General features: G+C 56.7%; 18 protein-coding genes. 11 read left to right on the top strand and 7 right to left on the bottom strand.

Annotated elements, in window-relative coordinates; all coding sequences use genetic code 11:
- The first annotated feature begins 89 nt into the window (after window positions 1-89).
- The 3 genes from ctaD to AC2FLB_RS11595 all read left to right on the top strand — a co-directional run bounded on the left by ctaD (window position 90) and on the right by AC2FLB_RS11595 (window position 3,038).
- The gene (ctaD, locus tag AC2FLB_RS11605; protein WP_142634476.1) at window positions 90-1,763 is read left to right on the top strand and encodes a cytochrome c oxidase subunit I; all 1,674 of its coding nucleotides are present in this window, start codon (window positions 90-92) and stop codon (window positions 1,761-1,763) included.
- Between the two features lie 139 nt (window positions 1,764-1,902).
- Complete coding sequence (locus AC2FLB_RS11600) at window positions 1,903-2,502, top strand: 2-hydroxychromene-2-carboxylate isomerase (protein ID WP_142634478.1); 600 nt, start codon at window positions 1,903-1,905, stop codon at window positions 2,500-2,502.
- Window positions 2,503-2,546: 44 nt separating this feature from the next.
- Window positions 2,547-3,038: a DUF2244 domain-containing protein gene (locus AC2FLB_RS11595; RefSeq protein WP_496695061.1), complete on the top strand. Its 492-nt coding sequence runs from the start codon at window positions 2,547-2,549 to the stop codon at window positions 3,036-3,038.
- Between the two features lie 21 nt (window positions 3,039-3,059).
- On the opposite strand, the gene AC2FLB_RS11590 is transcribed toward AC2FLB_RS11595, so the two are convergent.
- Window positions 3,060-3,539 (bottom strand): GatB/YqeY domain-containing protein, encoded by a 480-nt coding sequence (locus AC2FLB_RS11590; RefSeq protein WP_142634482.1) that lies wholly within the window; start codon window positions 3,537-3,539, stop codon window positions 3,060-3,062.
- A 184-nt stretch (window positions 3,540-3,723) separates the two neighbouring features.
- Between AC2FLB_RS11590 and carA the strand changes: the two genes are divergently transcribed.
- Both carA and AC2FLB_RS11580 read left to right on the top strand, forming a co-directional pair.
- Window positions 3,724-4,890 carry a glutamine-hydrolyzing carbamoyl-phosphate synthase small subunit gene (gene carA / locus AC2FLB_RS11585; protein ID WP_496709297.1) on the top strand — a complete coding sequence of 389 codons (1,167 nt, stop codon included), beginning with the start codon at window positions 3,724-3,726 and terminating at the stop codon, window positions 4,888-4,890.
- Between the two features lie 73 nt (window positions 4,891-4,963).
- Window positions 4,964-6,835, top strand: a complete 1,872-nt coding sequence (locus tag AC2FLB_RS11580; protein WP_496709296.1) for a glycosyltransferase — start codon at window positions 4,964-4,966, stop codon at window positions 6,833-6,835.
- A 3-nt stretch (window positions 6,836-6,838) separates the two neighbouring features.
- On the opposite strand, the gene AC2FLB_RS11575 is transcribed toward AC2FLB_RS11580, so the two are convergent.
- Complete coding sequence (locus AC2FLB_RS11575; RefSeq protein ID WP_142634488.1) at window positions 6,839-7,486, bottom strand: GntR family transcriptional regulator; 648 nt, start codon at window positions 7,484-7,486, stop codon at window positions 6,839-6,841.
- 99 nt (window positions 7,487-7,585) lie between these two features.
- Between AC2FLB_RS11575 and AC2FLB_RS11570 the strand changes: the two genes are divergently transcribed.
- The 3 genes from AC2FLB_RS11570 (at window position 7,586) to AC2FLB_RS11560 (ending at window position 9,835) form a co-directional block, all read left to right on the top strand.
- On the top strand, window positions 7,586-8,230 hold the full coding sequence (locus AC2FLB_RS11570; protein ID WP_142634490.1) for a pyrimidine 5'-nucleotidase: 645 nt from the start codon (window positions 7,586-7,588) through the stop codon (window positions 8,228-8,230).
- A gap of 85 nt (window positions 8,231-8,315) precedes the next feature.
- A complete protein-coding gene (locus AC2FLB_RS11565) occupies window positions 8,316-8,564 on the top strand; it encodes a hypothetical protein (RefSeq protein WP_271946430.1) in 249 nt (82 codons plus the stop codon).
- Window positions 8,565-8,638: 74 nt separating this feature from the next.
- Window positions 8,639-9,835: a UbiH/UbiF family hydroxylase gene (locus tag AC2FLB_RS11560; protein ID WP_496709295.1), complete on the top strand. Its 1,197-nt coding sequence runs from the start codon at window positions 8,639-8,641 to the stop codon at window positions 9,833-9,835.
- Window positions 9,836-9,845: 10 nt separating this feature from the next.
- On the opposite strand, the gene AC2FLB_RS11555 is transcribed toward AC2FLB_RS11560, so the two are convergent.
- The gene (locus AC2FLB_RS11555; RefSeq protein ID WP_496709294.1) at window positions 9,846-10,973 is read right to left on the bottom strand and encodes an aminotransferase class V-fold PLP-dependent enzyme; all 1,128 of its coding nucleotides are present in this window, start codon (window positions 10,971-10,973) and stop codon (window positions 9,846-9,848) included.
- A 229-nt stretch (window positions 10,974-11,202) separates the two neighbouring features.
- Between AC2FLB_RS11555 and hutC the strand changes: the two genes are divergently transcribed.
- The gene (hutC, locus tag AC2FLB_RS11550; RefSeq protein ID WP_142634498.1) at window positions 11,203-11,904 is read left to right on the top strand and encodes a histidine utilization transcriptional repressor HutC; all 702 of its coding nucleotides are present in this window, start codon (window positions 11,203-11,205) and stop codon (window positions 11,902-11,904) included.
- A 7-nt stretch (window positions 11,905-11,911) separates the two neighbouring features.
- Here hutC and AC2FLB_RS11545 read toward each other — a convergent pair whose 3' ends face one another.
- The gene (locus AC2FLB_RS11545; protein ID WP_496700067.1) at window positions 11,912-12,370 is read right to left on the bottom strand and encodes an Lrp/AsnC family transcriptional regulator; all 459 of its coding nucleotides are present in this window, start codon (window positions 12,368-12,370) and stop codon (window positions 11,912-11,914) included.
- Window positions 12,367-12,822 (bottom strand): Lrp/AsnC family transcriptional regulator, encoded by a 456-nt coding sequence (locus AC2FLB_RS11540; RefSeq protein WP_271946422.1) that lies wholly within the window; start codon window positions 12,820-12,822, stop codon window positions 12,367-12,369. Before AC2FLB_RS11540 ends, AC2FLB_RS11545 begins: the two co-directional genes overlap by 4 nt.
- 132 nt (window positions 12,823-12,954) lie before the next feature.
- Between AC2FLB_RS11540 and ilvC the strand changes: the two genes are divergently transcribed.
- Window positions 12,955-13,977: a ketol-acid reductoisomerase gene (gene ilvC / locus AC2FLB_RS11535; RefSeq protein ID WP_142634504.1), complete on the top strand. Its 1,023-nt coding sequence runs from the start codon at window positions 12,955-12,957 to the stop codon at window positions 13,975-13,977.
- A 39-nt stretch (window positions 13,978-14,016) separates the two neighbouring features.
- Here the strand turns inward: ilvC and AC2FLB_RS11530 are convergent, their stop codons facing one another.
- Complete coding sequence (locus AC2FLB_RS11530; RefSeq protein ID WP_142634506.1) at window positions 14,017-14,361, bottom strand: hypothetical protein; 345 nt, start codon at window positions 14,359-14,361, stop codon at window positions 14,017-14,019.
- A 77-nt stretch (window positions 14,362-14,438) separates the two neighbouring features.
- On the opposite strand from AC2FLB_RS11530, the gene AC2FLB_RS11525 reads away from it, so the two are divergent.
- Window positions 14,439-15,347 (top strand): DMT family transporter, encoded by a 909-nt coding sequence (locus AC2FLB_RS11525; RefSeq protein WP_496709293.1) that lies wholly within the window; start codon window positions 14,439-14,441, stop codon window positions 15,345-15,347.
- Here the strand turns inward: AC2FLB_RS11525 and glmM are convergent.
- Window positions 15,344-16,687, bottom strand: coding sequence for a phosphoglucosamine mutase (gene glmM, locus AC2FLB_RS11520; protein ID WP_496690751.1), 1,344 nt, complete (start codon window positions 16,685-16,687; stop codon window positions 15,344-15,346). The two genes, AC2FLB_RS11525 and glmM, sit on opposite strands and share 4 nt — an antisense overlap.
- Window positions 16,688-16,701 lie beyond the last annotated feature (14 nt).

Here is a 16,701-nt window from a genome sequence, read left to right as displayed (position 1 = left end):
AGGTCGCCCCCACGCAATCTAAAACCAGCAGGAATCCCGCGCGTTGGAGAGGTCCGACAGCGCGGTGTAGTTGCAACAGGAGGCACCTAATGGCAGACGCAGCCATTCATGGTCACGACCATGAAGACCAGCGCGGGTTCTTTACCCGCTGGTTCATGTCGACCAACCACAAGGACATCGGGATTCTGTACCTGATCGTCTCGGCCCTGGCCGGTCTAATCTCGGTTCTGATGACTGTTATCATGCGGATCGAATTGATGGAGCCCGGGGTACAGCACATGTGCATGGAAGGGTTCCGCTTGTTCGGCAGCGGTGCCGAGCTCTGTACTCCGAACGGGCATTTGTGGAACGTGATGATCACCTATCACGGTGTTCTGATGATGTTCTTCGTGGTCATCCCTGCCCTATTCGGCGGATTTGGCAACTATTTCATGCCGTTGCAGATTGGCGCGCCGGACATGGCGTTCCCGCGGATGAACAACTTGTCCTTCTGGCTTTATGTCGCCGGTACTTCGCTGGGCGTGGCCTCGCTGCTGAGCCCCGGTGGTAACGACCAGCTTGGTTCGGGCGTCGGCTGGGTTCTATACCCGCCGCTGTCGACGAGCGAGGGCGGCATGTCCATGGACCTTGCGATCTTTGCCGTGCACGTATCGGGCGCCTCCTCGATCCTCGGCGCGATCAACATGATCACCACCTTCCTGAACATGCGTGCCCCGGGCATGACCCTGTTCAAGGTGCCGCTGTTCAGCTGGTCGATCTTCATCACCTCGTGGCTGATTCTTCTGTCGCTGCCGGTTTTGGCAGGTGCGATCACCATGTTGCTAATGGACCGCAACTTTGGTTTCACCTTCTTTGATCCGGCCGGTGGTGGTGATCCGATCCTGTATCAGCACATCCTGTGGTTCTTTGGCCACCCAGAAGTGTACATCGTAATCCTACCTGGATTTGGCCTTATCAGCCACATCATCGCGACCTTCTCGCGCAAGCCAGTCTTCGGTTACCTGCCGATGGTTTGGGCACTTATTGCGATCGGTGTACTGGGCTTTGTCGTGTGGGCACACCACATGTACACAGTTGGCATGTCGGTCCAGCAGCAAGCCTACTTCATGCTGGCAACGATGGTCATCGCGGTTCCCACCGGCGTTAAAGTCTTCTCGTGGATTGCCACCATGTGGGGCGGCTCGATCGAGTTCAAGACACCGATGCTGTTTGCCTTCGGCTTCCTCTTCCTGTTCACCGTTGGCGGTGTGACCGGTGTGGTTCTGTCGCAGGCTGGTATCGACCGCGCCTATCACGACACATATTATGTGGTTGCACACTTCCACTATGTGATGTCGCTGGGCGCTGTGTTTGCGATCTTTGCTGGGATCTATTTCTACTTCTCCAAGATGACAGGCCGTCAGTATTCAGAGTTCTGGGGCAAGGTTCACTTCTGGCTGTTCTTCATCGGCGCCAACTTGACCTTCTTCCCGCAGCACTTCCTGGGTCGTCAGGGCATGCCACGTCGCTACATCGATTATCCTGAAGCGTTCGCGCAGTGGAACTATGTCTCGTCGATTGGCGCCTTTGTATCCTTCGCCTCGTTCCTGCTGTTCTTTGGTATCGTGTTCTACGCCTTGTTCCGTGGCGCACGTGAGACCCGGAACAACCCGTGGAACGAATACGCGGATACGCTGGAATGGACCCTGCCCTCGCCGCCGCCCGAACACACGTTCGAGCAGCTGCCCAAGCAAGAAGACTGGGACAAGGGCCACGCGCACTGATCCCTCTGAACCAACAGAAAACCCCGCCAACTTGGCGGGGTTTTTCATTTCTAAGTGGCGTGCCACCGGAAATTCGCCAGATCGGTCAAAATAGGGTACTCTGGTAAAGGCAAAACAATCGGCAACCCCGAGGGTTCATATGCCCGATCTTGATTTCTGGTACTCTATCGGAAGCACCTACAGCTTTCTGACGATCATGCGCCTGGACGATTGGTGTTCTGAACACGATGCGTCCGTCACATGGCGGCCGTTCAATGTACGCACAGTGATGTCGCAGCAGAAGAACATCCCCTTTGCAGGGAAACCCGTCAAATCCGCCTATATGTGGCGCGACATTGAGCGTCGGGCGGCTAAGTACCATATGCACGCCCAGCTTCCTGCGCCCTACCCCATTTCTGACCTTGCCTTGGCAAATCAAGTAGCGCTGTTGGGAATGGAAGAAGGCTGGGGCAAGAACTTTACGCAAATTCTATATCGGATCTGGTTCGAAGAAGGTGTAGAGGCCGGTAGCGAAACCGCCCTGTCCGAAGCGCTACATCGCAGTCAGCAGGATCCCCGACTGATCCTGTCCCGCGCGCGCAGCCCCGACATTGTCGCCGCACTTGAGGCGGAAACACTACGCGCAATCAAGCTGGGCATTTTTGGCGCCCCAAGCCTGGTTGTGGGGAACGAAGTCTTTTGGGGGGATGATCGGCTGGACGATGCCCTTTCGTGGGCCCGCGTCGGGCACGTCATCTGAATTTTCAGCGTCGACTCGGACACTCTTTGGGCTATCTTCCGACCATGCCCTACAGATGGAATCAAACCACCACATCAGAACTTGAGCTGCGCTTGTGGCCGCATAACTCGCTGCCGCGTCCTTGGGCGGTGCGAGTTGTGTTTGGGGTCTTTCTGTTCGGGCTGATCCCACTTTTGGCCGTGCTTGGCTCGGCCTTGCTTTGGGGGTTGCTGCCCTTCCTGCTGCTAACAGTTATTGGCCTTTGGCTGGCGCTCCGGTCAAACTATCGGGCCCGTAGCATATTCGAAGTCCTGACTCTGACCGGGACACAGGCGCATCTGATACATCATGACCCGCGACGGGGGCAGCAGGAATGGGCCTGTAATCGCTATTGGGCCCGCCCCGAGATCCATCAGAGCGGCGGCCCGGTTCCGAACTACGTCACCCTCAAGGGTGAAGGTCGCGAAGTCGAAATCGGCGCATTCCTGTCCGAGGAAGAGCGGATTGCGCTTTACGATGACCTCAAAGAAAAACTGCGCGAACCAGTCGCGCAGTAAACTTTCAGCATGTCACGGCAGTCAGCCGCTGGCAGCCGCACAAAGCTGATCTTTGACCATGGGCCCAACTTTCCCAAAGTCCATCTGGCCAGTATAGCGTGTCTTGAGCTCGCCCATGACCTTGCCCATATCCCGGATCGACCCGGCACCAGTGGCCGTAATCGCTGATTGGATGGCTTTCGTCACCTCATCGTCGTCCAGTTGCTCGGGCAGGAATTCTTCTATGACTTCTATCTCGCGCAGTTCACGCTCCGCCAGATCGAGGCGTCCACCCTCTTCGTAAGCACGCGCACTTTCCTTACGCTGCTTGGACATTTTCCCTAGAATTTCAAGAACTTCGGCATCACCGCAACCCTTGGCTTCCTCGTTGACCGCAGCACGAGACGCGATATCCCGGTCCTTGATTGCTGCATTGATCAGACGTAGGGTCGACAGACGCTCGGCGTTCTTGTCTTTCATTGCTTGCTTCAGGGCGGAATTCACCCGTGATCGCATATCCATTTAGTTTGTCCATCCCCATGACAAAAGGAACCCCGACCATATCGAAACAAAAAGCGTGATACAACCGGGGGCCTCAACATCTAAGTCATTGATATTACTCAATAGCCCAAAAATTGAACACACTTGACCCAAGCGCATAACCCCCTTAGGTATGCGCCGATTTACCCTGCAGGAGAGTCGCGCTATGGCCCAGAACGCCCCGTCCAAGCCCACCGCATGTCTGGCTTTGGCCGATGGAACACTGTTCTACGGGGTCGGTTTCGGCGCCACAGGCCAGACCGTGGCCGAGCTGTGTTTCAACACCGCAATGACCGGCTATCAAGAGATCATGACCGATCCTTCTTATGCCGGACAGATCGTAACCTTCACTTTCCCTCATATCGGAAATGTTGGTGTGAACCCCGAGGATGACGAAACCGGTGATCCTGTCGCGGCCGGAATGGTCGTCAAATGGGACCCAACCGAACCGTCCAGCTGGCGGTCTGCTGAAGAGCTGAAATCATGGCTTGCCCAGCGTGGGCGTATTGCCATTGGCGGTGTCGATACCCGCCGGTTAACCCGCGCAATTCGCCAGCAAGGCGCACCTCATGTGGCATTGGCCCATGATCCTGAGGGCAATTTCGACATCGAAGCTCTGGTTTCGGCTGCGCGTGGCTTTGCCGGGCTTGAAGGTATGGATTTGGCGAAGGAAGTGACTTGTGCGCAAAGCTATCGCTGGGATGAGATGCGTTGGGCCTGGCCAGATGGCTATAAACGGCAAGAGGCCCCAGTACATAAGGTTGTGGCACTGGATTTCGGGGCAAAGCGCAATATCCTGAGATGCCTTGCCTCGACCGGGTGCGATGTCACTGTGCTGCCCGCAACGGCAACCGCGGCTGAGGTTCTGGCCCATAGTCCCGACGGCGTATTCCTGTCCAATGGCCCCGGTGATCCAGCGGCTACGGGTGAATACGCAGTACCGATGATCAAAGAGGTATTGGACACCACCGACCTACCCGTATTCGGGATTTGCCTTGGTCATCAGATGCTTGCGCTGGCCCTTGGCGGTCAGACTGTCAAGATGAATCACGGCCACCACGGGGCGAACCACCCGGTAAAAGATCTCGAGACTGGGAAGGTGGAAATAACGTCTATGAACCATGGGTTTGCGGTAGACGCTCAAACCCTTCCCGACGGTGTCGTTGAGACTCATCGTTCGTTGTTTGATGGTTCAAACTGCGGAATTCGCATGACGGATCGACCGGTCTATTCGGTACAGTACCACCCAGAGGCATCTCCGGGCCCACAAGACAGCTTCTACCTGTTCGAGCGGTTCTCGGATGCGATGGCCGCCCGGAAGGCACAGGCATAATCATACAGTCTTAACGGCCTATTAACCTTAATCGCTCCACCCTGACGCAGATTACCACGTCTGGGTTGATTGAATGGTTGAACTGAACCTGCAGCATTTCGCATCGGCCGCGCCGATTTCTACAACGGTGCGCAAGCCTTTGGGGGCTTGCCTGATCGACCGCGGGCTACTTTCGAACCATCAGTTGCAAAAAGCCCTGCACCTGCAATCCAGACAAAATGTTGCACTGGGCGAAATCCTGGTCGGCGAAGGCTGGGTAGATCGGTCCGAGGTTCTGACGGCGCTGTCTGAACAAACAGGATTGCAGATCGCGGACCTGGATCTGCATCCACCAAATCCGGACCTTTGCAAAACCCGCCCCGCCAGCTTTTGGCTGGATCACAACATCATTCCCTGGATGCGCATCGGTCCCATTCTGCTGGTCGCTACCGCCAATCCCGATCAGTTCGACGCAGTTCGCAAGCAGTTGGCAAAGGAAAAGCAAACGATCATACCCGTGCTTGCCGATGCGGACCGGATCGACGACGCGATCGCCAGAATTTTCTCGGAAAGCCTTGTTGAAAAGGCTGAAACCCGTGTGGCAATAGCTCAGAGTTGCCGATCCTGGACTCGGCACTCGCGTATTGGGCCGATTGCCATAGTGCTTGGCCTCGCCACACTGTTCCTGGCGCAACCCATTCCGGGGCTGCTGGCTCTGGTCGTTTTGGCCGTAACGTCGCTTGTATTATTCCTGACATTGCGACTGGCGGGATTGCTCTCGTTTCTGTGTTACAAAGGAAAACGCCACAGTCAGACCGCCACCACGCTTCCTCTTCGACTGCCTCGCGTTTCCATTATGGTCCCTTTGTACAAAGAGCGAGAGATTGCTGGCGCTCTGATCCGCCGATTGCGACGTCTGACATATCCCAAAGCTCTTTTGGACGTCATTCTGGTTTTGGAAGAAACGGATATGGTAACCCGTGCAACCCTGGCCAAAATCGAGCTGCCCTGTTGGATCCGCACGATCGAAGTACCGGCACTAAGCGGGCTGACGACAAAACCGCGCGCGATGAACTATGCGCTGGATTTCTGCCGTGGTGACATTCTAGGCGTTTGGGATGCCGAGGACGCCCCTCTTCCCGATCAAATCGAACGCATCGTCGGACATTTCACCCAAGCCAGTGAAGACGTCGTCTGCTTGCAAGGCGTTCTGGATTATTACAACCCGCGCACCAACTGGCGGTCTCGCTGCTTTACCATCGAGTATAACAGTTGGTTTCGGGTCATCCTGCCTGGCATTGCCCGGTTGGGACTGGTGGTTCCACTTGGTGGTACAACCTTTTTCTTTCGTCGCGAAAAGCTGTTGGAACTGGGCGGTTGGGATGCCCATAATGTGACCGAAGACGCGGATCTGGGCGTCCGCCTCAGCCGCGCGGGTTATCGGACCGAGATGGTTGATACCGCCACTTTCGAAGAAGCAAACTTTCGGGCCTGGCCTTGGGTCAAACAGCGTTCACGATGGCTCAAGGGCTTTATGGTCACATATCTTGTCCACATGCGCGCGCCGATCCATCTGCTGAAAGAGCTGGGTGTGCTGCGCTTCCTTGGGCTTCAGGCGTTTTTTCTGGGCACCGTCGGACAATTCCTGCTGGCCCCGGTTTTGTGGCTGTTCTGGCTTACCACATTCGGATTGGCCAGCCCGCTGGATCCCGTCATTCCGGGCAAGGTCATGACCATACTGATAGCTCTATTCGTATTTGCAGAGATCACGAATGTGACCATCGGGATACTGGCTGTCTCTGCCCGTGAAAGACGGTTTCTGATGCCGTGGGTGCCGACAATGCCGTTGTATTTCCCCTTGGGTGTGCTGGCAGCTTACAAAGCCCTTTGGGAATTGGCTATCAACCCGTTCTTCTGGGACAAAACCCAACACGGTCAAGCTAGTGAAGAAGCCTTCGACATGTGACCGTCAGCTTTCGCGACGAACCGCATCCTGCTTGAGACGCGTCATGAAAGCGACCGAGATATGCTCTTTCAACGCACGTTCCGCGGCTTGCTCGTCACGGGCGGCAATAGCCTCGACGATGCCTTTGTGTTCACTTTGCGCGATCTCACCGCGCCCGGAAACCGCAAGCGATGTCGTTGCCATCAAGGCCATTGTACGGTGCACAAGGTTCAGCTGTTGCACCAAATAGCGGTTGTGCGAGGCCAGATGGATCTGTTCGTGAAACCGCCGGTTCGCCCGAGACAGGGCGTTTGGATTGTCCACCAGCGCATCATCTTCGGCAACCATTTCCTGCAGCACCTTGATCTCTTCCTCGGTCGCGTGCTTGGCGGCCAAACTTGCAGCGAGACCTTCAAGTTCACGGCGAACGACATATAGCTCTGCCATCTGATTGTGGTCCAATGAGGCCACAATCAGCGAACGCCCGTCGCGTTCAAGCAAGGATTGGGTCTCTAACCGCTGCAACGCCTCGCGGATTGGCGTGCGCGAAACACCGAACCTTTCGGCCAGCTCGCTTTCGACCAGCCTGTCACCGGGCTTGTAGATGCCCACATCAATCGCTTCGAGAATAAGGCTGTAGGCGTCGCTGTTGGACTGCTTGGATTGGGGCATCTTTTGTTTTTCTCCTCGTTCGGACATGTCTATCCGTCTGCAGTGCGCACAATCAAGTACTGCATTGAAAACCTGCGCTGCGCGGCTTAAACGGCAGGCATGGTCAAACCTGCCTTCAGCCATGTCTCCCAATGGGTGTTCGATCTGGACAACACCCTGTACCCGCCGCATATGCGCCTGTTCGATCAGATCGAGGTGCTGATGACGGATTATGTGGTCCAGGCCATCGGCGTCGACCGGGCCGAGGCCGACCGGCTGCGATCCCATTACTGGCGCGAATATGGCACCACGCTGGCCGGGCTGATGGCCGAACATGATCTGGATCCCGACCCTTACCTGCATGCCGTGCATCAGGTGGATATGAGCCATATGGACCCGGACGTGGATCTGGCGGCACATATTCGTGCTCTGCCCGGGCGCCGCATTGTCTATACCAATGGCAGCGCGCCCTATGCCGAACGCGTCCTTGCGGCGCGTGGCCTCAGCGGTTTGTTCGATGCCATCTATGGGGTTGAGCATGCGGGATACCGTCCTAAACCCGAAAAGGCCGCATTCCAGGCCATCTTTGCGCAAGACGGAATCAAGGCAGAAAAAGCGGCCATGTTCGAAGACGATCCGCGCAATCTGGCGGCCCCGCATGAGATGGGGATGCGCACGGTTCATGTCGCGCCCGAACCGCACATGGCCGATCACATCCACCATCATACAGACGACCTGACCGCCTTTCTGGCCCGCCTGCGATAGGCTGTCACACTGCGACGATCTGCACTTACTGCGACCCGGGCGCCGCCCCTATATCCCAACTGCGACGAACAGAACGGAGACCCAGATGTCCGCAATCGAAATGCCCCCGCGCTCACCCATCTGGCAGCGCCTGCTATTTGCTGTTCCCCTGTTTGGCTGGATGGCGCGCGATGCGGCCGATGCAGATGGGGACGACTGGTATTACACCGCTGCCGCCATCTTCAGCATGTGGGGCTGTTCGGTGATGCTGTTTGGCTTGCCGGGCCTGTATATCCCCGCCGTCGTGATGGTGCCCGTGATATTCCTAATCCTCATCCTGATCTCGCGCGGCTGACCTGCGAGACAGGATGTCACTTGGCGCAGGCAGCGGAACCGCTCTAGGGTCGGCTCAGAACCAAAGAGGGCGCCATGAACGACCAGTGCGACATCCTGATTTCCGGCGGCGGAATTGCCGGTTTGACCGCAGCGGCGGCCTTTGGCGCGGCTGAGTTCAATGTGGTCTGCGTTGATCCCACCCCTCCTGTGACCCAGCGGGACGTGGACGGATCGGATTTACGGACTACCGCGTTTTTGCAACCAGCCCACGGTCTTTTGGAACAATGCGGGCTGTGGGAAAAACTCGACGCGCATGCCGCCCCTCTTCAGATCATGCGGATTGTGGATGCAGGCGGAGATGTGCCCGAGCCGCGCGTGGTGCGCGACTTCAATGCCGCGGATATCTCGGATCAGCCCTTTGGTTGGAACCTGCCAAACTGGCTCTTGCGGCGCGAAATGGTGGCCCGTCTCGCTGAACTGCCCAATGTCGATTTTCGCCCCGGAACGGGCACGGTCAGCTTGTTCACCCGTACAGCCGAAGCCCGCGTTGGCCTGAGCGACGGGACGCGCATCCGCTGTCAACTGGTGATCGCCGCAGATGGTCGCAACTCGCCCATGCGAGAGGCCGCCGGGATCAACGTGCACACCACGCGCTATGGACAAAAGGCGTTGGCCTTCGCGGTTACACACTCGATCCCGCATCAGAACGTCTCGACCGAGATTCACAGGTCCGGCGGCCCGTTCACGCTCGTTCCCCTGCCCGACTGGCAGAGTCAGCCCTCGTCCGCGATTGTTTGGATGGAGCGTGGCCCGCGCGCAGTAGAGCTGTTGAACACCGATCCGGAAAGCTTTGAAGCGCTGATGACCGAACGGTCCTGCGGGTTGTTCGGTCCGTTGAAACTGGCTTCACGCCGAACAATCTGGCCGATCATCAGCCAATCGGCAGAGCGCCTTTCGGGCGAACGCGTGGCCCTGATGGCCGAAGCCGCCCATGTCGTGCCCCCCATCGGTGCGCAGGGGCTGAACATGTCCTTGGGTGATCTGCGATGCCTGCTGGATTTGGCACAGGCCCGTCCCGAGGGCCTGGGTGACGCGCAGATGTTGGATGCCTATCACAAAGCGCGTCATGCCGAGATCGAGGCCCGGGTCAAGGGTATCGACTTGCTGAACCGCGCCTCGATGATCGAAGCGCGGCCTTTACGGGACATACGTGCAATGGGGTTGAACGCGCTGTACTCGCTGCCGACCGTGCGCAAGACGCTGATGCAGATGGGCCTCGGCGTCCGCTAAAGCCCGATGGTCACAAAACCTGGTCCAGCACGCGCTTTAGACGCGCGATTGTGCCGTCAACATCGTACAGCTTGTCCAGACCGAACAGGCCCAGACGGAAGGTGCTGAACCCGTCTGGCTCATCACATTGCAAGGGTACACCAGCAGCGATCTGCATGCCCAAGGCGGCGAATTTGCTGCCGTTCTGGATATTGGGATCCGAGGTATAGCTGACCACCACACCCGGCGCACCAAACCCATCGGCAGCGACAGAAACAATGCCCTTCTCCTTCAGCATTGCCCGTACACCGTCCCCCAATGCCCGCTGGGCGTCACGCAGTTTGTCAAAGCCATAGTCTCGAGTCTCAGCCATCGTGTCGCGGAAGGCTTTCAGCGCATCTGTTGGCATCGTGGCGTGATAGGCGTGACCGCCATTTTCATAGGCTTGCATGATCTGACGCCATTTCTTCAGGTCGACGGCAAAACTGTCCGAAGTCGTCTCCTCCAGCCTTGCCTCAGCCTGTTCGGACAGCATGACAAGACCCGCACAAGGCGATGCGCTCCACCCTTTCTGAGGGGCCGAGATCAGGACATCCACACCCGTCGCCTTCATGTCCACCCATGCGCAGCCCGAAGCGATGCAATCCAGAACCATCAGCGCCCCAACCTCGTGGGCTGCGGCTGCCATCGCCGAAATATAGTCGTCGGGCAGAATGACCCCGGCCGCCGTTTCGACATGCGGCGCAAAGACCACATCCGGGCGCCCATCGCGGATCGTTTCGATGACTTCCTCGATCGGAGCAGGCGCAAATGGGGACGTTGCAGAGTTGCCGGTCTGGCGCGCCTTCAGAACTGTTGCCGACGCCGTCAACCCACCGGACTCGATGATCTGGCTCCACCGATAGGAAAACCAGCCATTCCTGACCACCAGAACGTTGGCATTGCGGGCAAACTGGCGCGCGACTGCTTCCATAGCGTAGGTACCACCGCCCGGGATAACGACCACACCGTCAGCGTTGTAAACGCCTTTCAGCATCTCAGAGATGTCGCGCATCACATGCTGAAACTGAACCGACATGTGATTAAGCGAGCGATCGGTGAAGACGACCGAAAACTCCTCTAACCCATTGGGGTCAATATTGTCCAAAAGCGGGGGCATTGGTATTCCTTTCAAATTCCACGAAACGAGCGGGTGTTCGCAACTTCGCTCACTGCCTCTCAGTTACTACTGAAAATTGACCCAACGGAACCCGGTTTCCTAAGAAAATTTTAACGCCTCAAAGGCCTTATCGACAACTAATGACGCCAAACAGTGTCAGCAACCCTTTACACCCCTACGTGTTTCTGACCAGATACATACACTTTGGAGAAGAAAGGTATTTTCACTCGTGACTGCGCATAAGCGGATCAGTTTTCAGTTTGTACGTGACGAAGTAAAACGACGAATAGAAACCAGAGTTTGGCCACAGGGGTCGGTGCTGCCGACAGAAACCCAGTTGGCAGAAGAATTTAATTGTGCCCGTGCCACGGTAAATCGTGCTTTGCGGGAACTGGCAGATCAGGGCTTCGTTGAAAGAAAACGTAAAAGCGGAACGCGGGTCAAAAAAGAACCCAGCAAACACGCAAAACTGGAGTTTTCCCTGACCCGACTGGATGTCGAGGGGCAGAACTCCACCTATCGTTATGCGCTGGTCGAGCGTAATATCGTCTCCAGCCCCGGATGGCTTGCCTCTCAGTTAAGCGTCTCGCAAGAAGCGCGTGTTTTGCACATTGTCTGCATGCACTATGCAGACAACCGGCCGTTTCAACTGGAAGAGCGCTGGATCAATATCGACGCAGTTCCAGAAGTGGAACATGCTGACCTCGACACCAAAGGCCCGCATGAGTGGCTGTTGCACGCCGCCCCCTTCACCGATGCTGAAGTCGCCTTTTGCGCGATTTCGGCAGATGGACGCCTGGCTGAATTCATGGGGACAACCTCGGGTACGTCCATGATCCAATTAGAGCGCACGACATGGAAAGACGGGCAGCCAATTACCTTTGCGCGCATGACACATCATCCCGGATATTACATCCGTACCAGGTACTGAAACGGGCCTAGCCGATAGGTCCGGGTAGCCTCTCTTCGCTCAGTAATACATTGGCTTCGACATCTCCGGCCCCGGGCAAAGTCATTATCCGGCGGCGCAGAACACGTTCAAAGTCCGAGAGATCCCGTGCCACGACGCGCAAACGGTAATCATAGAGGCCCAACACATGTTCAACGGTTTGAACCTCGGGGATCGCACTGACGGCGCGTTCGAAATCTTCAAGGCTGACCTGACCTTTCCGCGCTAACTTGACCCCCAGAAAAACTGTCACCCCAAACCCCAACGCTTCTGCATTCAAACGCAGGTGGCGCCCCTTTATGATCCCCGTCGTTTCAAGCCTCCGGATACGGCGCCACATCGCGGGCTGAGACAGGCCGAATTTACGCCCCAAGGCACCCGCGCTTTGCGTTGCATCCTGGATCAGAGCGCGCAGAATTTTGCGGTCGAGCTCATCCAATTCGGTCATAGCGGCAGCACCTCGTCGCTTTTGACCCGCGCGATATGCATCAATGCCTCGATATCTGCGATATGCGGTAAAGTCAGGATACGGTCACGATACAGCTGCTGGTAATGTGCCATATCCTTGGCAAGCACAGATAAGCGCACATCCACACGGCCCAAAAAGGTCTGAATCTCGATCACCTCGGGAACCTCACGCGCGACACCCATGAACTCGTCGAATGCACGCGGTTGGGTCTTATCCAGCGTCACCCGCAATGAAACCTCGACTGCATATCCCAATGCGGCCCAGTCAATGATCGCCTCTTGGGCTTGAATAATCCCGGCCTCTTGCATTTTTTCGATACGCCGCCAGCAGACACTTGTGCTGATGCGACAAAGCTCGGCCAGCTCAGCGGTTGTCAGCGTCGGGTCGGCCTGGAAATGACGCAGAAGCCTGCGGTCAACATCATCAAGCATGATTTTTTCTTTATTGCTATACTTCAAGAATAGATACTCGAGTTATCCTTGATAATTCAAGGGTAACAGTATCGCTATCCTTGGAAAATCGCCTTAAAACCCACAGCAATCGAAACAGAAAGGACCAGCATCATGCGCGTCTATTACGATCGCGATTGCGACATCAACCTGATCAAAGACAAAAAGGTGGCCATCCTGGGTTATGGCAGCCAGGGTCATGCACACGCGCTGAACCTGCGCGACTCGGGCGCGAAGAATCTGGTCGTTGCCCTGCGCGAAGGCTCGCCTTCGGCTAGGAAAGCCGAAGCCGAAGGCCTGGCGGTCATGGGCATTGCAGAAGCGGCAGCCTGGTGTGATGTCATCATGTTCACCATGCCCGATGAATTGCAGGCCGAAACTTACAAGAAATACGTGCATGACAACATCAAGCCGGGTGCTGCGATTGCGTTCGCCCACGGCCTGAATGTTCACTTTGGCCTGATCGAACCGAAAGCAGGCGTAGACGTCATCATGATGGCCCCCAAAGGCCCCGGCCACACCGTCCGTGGTGAATATACCAAAGGTGGCGGCGTTCCCTGCCTTGTGGCTGTTGACACTGACGCAACCGGCAAAGCGCTGGAAATAGGTCTGTCCTATTGCTCGGCCATCGGTGGCGGCCGTTCGGGCATCATCGAGACCAACTTCCGCGAAGAATGCGAAACCGACCTATTCGGTGAACAGGCGGTTCTGTGTGGTGGTATCGTCGAGCTGATCCGCTGCGGCTTTGAAACTCTGGTCGAGGCTGGTTATGCACCCGAAATGGCCTATTTCGAGTGTCTGCACGAAACCAAGCTGATCGTGGACCTCATCTATGAAGGCGGAATCGCCAACATGGATTACTCGATCTCGAACACTGCTGAATACGGTCAGTACGTCACTGGTCCGCGCATTCTGCCTTATGAGCAGACCAAGAAGGCAATGAAAGAGACCCTGTCGGACATCCAGAGCGGCAAGTTCGTACGCGACTTCATGCTGGAAAATGCTGTGGGTCAACCCACCATCAAAGCCTCGCGCCGTTCCAATGACGAGCACCAGATCGAAGTGGTCGGCAAAAAGCTGCGGGACATGATGCCCTGGATTTCGGCCGGTAAACTGGTCGATCAGGAAAAGAACTGATCCTATCGTGACGCCGCCCCCCGGGGCGGCGTCATTCATTTAATGGGCGTCAAAAATTTCTATCGACGGCCCGCCAACAATATCCACATGGGTATACATCGGGTTCGAATGCTGCTCGAACCGCACCGGCTTGTCGACAACCACCGAGGGCCATTTCCCGGGCTTCTGACAGAGGAAGATGTTGAGCAGCAAATGGCTGGGATTGATCCCCTGCGGATTGGCGATAACCAACATGGGCTCGACCCCTGGATTACCAACCGTGACAATGCCCGTCACAATCAACCTAGCGGGCCCCGGAGGCATCTTGTTGTTCCAAGCATACCAATCTCGTGAAGCCACATCGTCTCCGGGCTGGCAAACAGCATTCACTTCTTTGTAGTCCATAATTTGTCTCCAAATTCTTTTTCCAATACCCCTACAATACCACACTCGCAGCTAATTGTGACGAAGCAGGCAATACCATGAGCGAACCCTCTGAAATCACCAACAAAAACTGGCTTATGGTCGCTGTACTTGGCTTCATCTGGGGCGGCACATTTATGGTCGTAGCCATCGCACTCGAAGGGTACGGGCCCGTCACAGTAGCAACAGCGCGCACGACTCTGGGCGCGCTGACCCTTATACTGCTGATGGGGGCGACGGGTCGCAAATTGCCAACATCCACGCGGGGCCTTTGGCCCTCAATCATCGTGATCGGCATTCTGTCGACGGCCCTACCTTTTTTGCTTCTCAGCTGGGGCCAGCAATATGTTCCGTCCGCCTTTGCGGGCCTTTCGATGGCGGCCATCCCGTTGATGGTGTTGCCACTGGCACATTTCTTTTCGGATGAGCCCCTCAACGCGCGGCGTTTTGTTGGCGTATCACTTGGATTTGCAGGCGCGCTGGTGCTGATTGGCCCTGGCCTTGCACAGCTTGGTCAAGGTGCGGAACCACTGGCACAGCTGGCCTGTATTGGTGCTGCACTGTGCTATTCCTGCGCTTCTATATTCACGCGCAGATGCCCCCCGGTCGATCCGGTTGTTCTGGCTGCGCTCACTTTGCTGGTCGGCGCGGCGATCTTGTTGCCCATCATGCTGGTAACCGAAGGGGTGCCAAATTGGCATGGCGCACGGCCTAGCCTCGCCATAATCGCATTGGGCCTTGTTCCGACCGCCTTTGCCACGTTGTTGCGCGTCTCGATTATTCGCAGCGCCGGGTCTGTTTTTCTGACGCTGGTCAACTACCAGGTTCCGATATGGTCGATGGTATTTGGCGCGTGGATTCTGTCCGAGGCATTGCCGATACGGTTTTACGTTGCTCTGGCGATGATCCTGACCGGGCTAGCGATCAGCCAGTGGTTCAGCCTGCGCAGAATGCTTGCCGGTCGCTAACCTGCAACCGCCGCGACCTCAGCAACGATACTGTCAACGACTTGGGCCAACAGCTGATCATCTTCACACTCCGCCATGACGCGGATCAGAGGTTCAGTGCCGGATTTACGGATCAGTAATCGGCCTTTTCCTTTCAGACGCTCTTCGGCATCCGAGATTGCGGCTTTCACACCAGTTGTTTCCAGCGGGGCCTGCCCCTCGCCATAGCGCACGTTCTTCAACAGTTGCGGTACTGTTTCGAACTGAACCGACAGTTCGGATGCGTTGCGCCCGGAATGTACCATTTCAGCCAGGAAATGCAGGCCCGCCATGAGGCCATCGCCTGTGGTGGCATAATCGCTCATGACGATGTGGCCAGATTGTTCACCACCCAGGTTGAAATCTCCTTCACGCATCCGCTCGACTACATAGCGGTCGCCTACGGCCGTTCTTTCAAGCCTGAGCCCCTGCGAACCGAGATGGCGTTCGAGACCAAGGTTGGACATGACTGTCGCGACCAAAGCGCCGCCGCGCAAGCGGTCTGCCTTGGCCCAAGAGGTCGCTAACAACGCCATCAACTGATCGCCGTCGGCCACGTGTCCGTGCTCATCCACGATCACAACCCGATCGGCATCACCATCCAGGCAGATCCCGACATCGGCCCCGTGCGCCACCACTGTTTCAGCTGCAAGCTGAGGTTTGGTCGAACCGCAATTCAGGTTGATATTCTTACCGTTAGGAGATGTGCCTACAGGAATGACCTCGGCCCCAAGTTCCCACAAAACTTCGGGCGCAGTGCGGTGCGCGGCGCCATTGGCGCAATCCACCACCACTTTGAGACCGTCCAGTCTAAGATCGCGGGATAGCGAAGATTTCACCCGCTCGCCATAGCGAAACCGCGCATCGTCTACCCGGCGGGCCCGACCGATATTTTGCGCCTGCGCAGGCTTAACCCCTTCTTCGATCAGCCGTTCGATTTCAATTTCCGCCTGATCCGACAGCTTGAAGCCATCAGGCCCGAAAAACTTGATCCCGTTGTCTTCGGCGGGGTTGTGACTGGCCGAGATCATCACGCCCAGATCGGCGCGCATTGACCGCGTCATCAGGCCGACAGCCGGCGTTGGAACTGGTCCCAGCAGCAAAACATTCATCCCGGTCGAGGTCAGCCCCGCCGTCAGCGCGTTTTCCAGCATATACCCAGACAGGCGCGTATCCTTGCCAATAACAACACGGTGCACGCCGGATTGGTCACGTCGGAAGTACCGCCCAACCGCGGCCCCCATGCGCAGGGCCATCTCAGCCGTGATCGGATGCGTATTGGCGGTGCCACGCACCCCATCGGTTCCGAACAGCTTGCGCATTGGTATCTCTCCGT

Source organism: Ruegeria sp. CDSA236 (assembly GCF_059611285.1).
Note: the sequence above shows the minus strand (reverse complement) of the source record. Positions and strands in the feature narration are given on the sequence as shown.

Coding starts and splice junctions, on each gene's coding strand:
- ctaD (WP_142634476.1), top strand. CDS start 90: ATGGCAGACGCAGCCATTCATGGTCACGACCATGAAGACCAGCGCGGG.
- AC2FLB_RS11600 (WP_142634478.1), top strand. CDS start 1,903: ATGCCCGATCTTGATTTCTGGTACTCTATCGGAAGCACCTACAGCTTT.
- AC2FLB_RS11595 (WP_496695061.1), top strand. CDS start 2,547: ATGCCCTACAGATGGAATCAAACCACCACATCAGAACTTGAGCTGCGC.
- AC2FLB_RS11590 (WP_142634482.1), bottom strand. CDS start 3,539: ATGGATATGCGATCACGGGTGAATTCCGCCCTGAAGCAAGCAATGAAA.
- carA (WP_496709297.1), top strand. CDS start 3,724: ATGGCCCAGAACGCCCCGTCCAAGCCCACCGCATGTCTGGCTTTGGCC.
- AC2FLB_RS11580 (WP_496709296.1), top strand. CDS start 4,964: ATGGTTGAACTGAACCTGCAGCATTTCGCATCGGCCGCGCCGATTTCT.
- AC2FLB_RS11575 (WP_142634488.1), bottom strand. CDS start 7,486: ATGCCCCAATCCAAGCAGTCCAACAGCGACGCCTACAGCCTTATTCTC.
- AC2FLB_RS11570 (WP_142634490.1), top strand. CDS start 7,586: ATGGTCAAACCTGCCTTCAGCCATGTCTCCCAATGGGTGTTCGATCTG.
- AC2FLB_RS11565 (WP_271946430.1), top strand. CDS start 8,316: ATGTCCGCAATCGAAATGCCCCCGCGCTCACCCATCTGGCAGCGCCTG.
- AC2FLB_RS11560 (WP_496709295.1), top strand. CDS start 8,639: ATGAACGACCAGTGCGACATCCTGATTTCCGGCGGCGGAATTGCCGGT.
- AC2FLB_RS11555 (WP_496709294.1), bottom strand. CDS start 10,973: ATGCCCCCGCTTTTGGACAATATTGACCCCAATGGGTTAGAGGAGTTT.
- AC2FLB_RS11545 (WP_496700067.1), bottom strand. CDS start 12,370: ATGACCGAATTGGATGAGCTCGACCGCAAAATTCTGCGCGCTCTGATC.
- AC2FLB_RS11540 (WP_271946422.1), bottom strand. CDS start 12,822: ATGCTTGATGATGTTGACCGCAGGCTTCTGCGTCATTTCCAGGCCGAC.
- ilvC (WP_142634504.1), top strand. CDS start 12,955: ATGCGCGTCTATTACGATCGCGATTGCGACATCAACCTGATCAAAGAC.
- AC2FLB_RS11530 (WP_142634506.1), bottom strand. CDS start 14,361: ATGGACTACAAAGAAGTGAATGCTGTTTGCCAGCCCGGAGACGATGTG.
- AC2FLB_RS11525 (WP_496709293.1), top strand. CDS start 14,439: ATGAGCGAACCCTCTGAAATCACCAACAAAAACTGGCTTATGGTCGCT.
- glmM (WP_496690751.1), bottom strand. CDS start 16,687: ATGCGCAAGCTGTTCGGAACCGATGGGGTGCGTGGCACCGCCAATACG.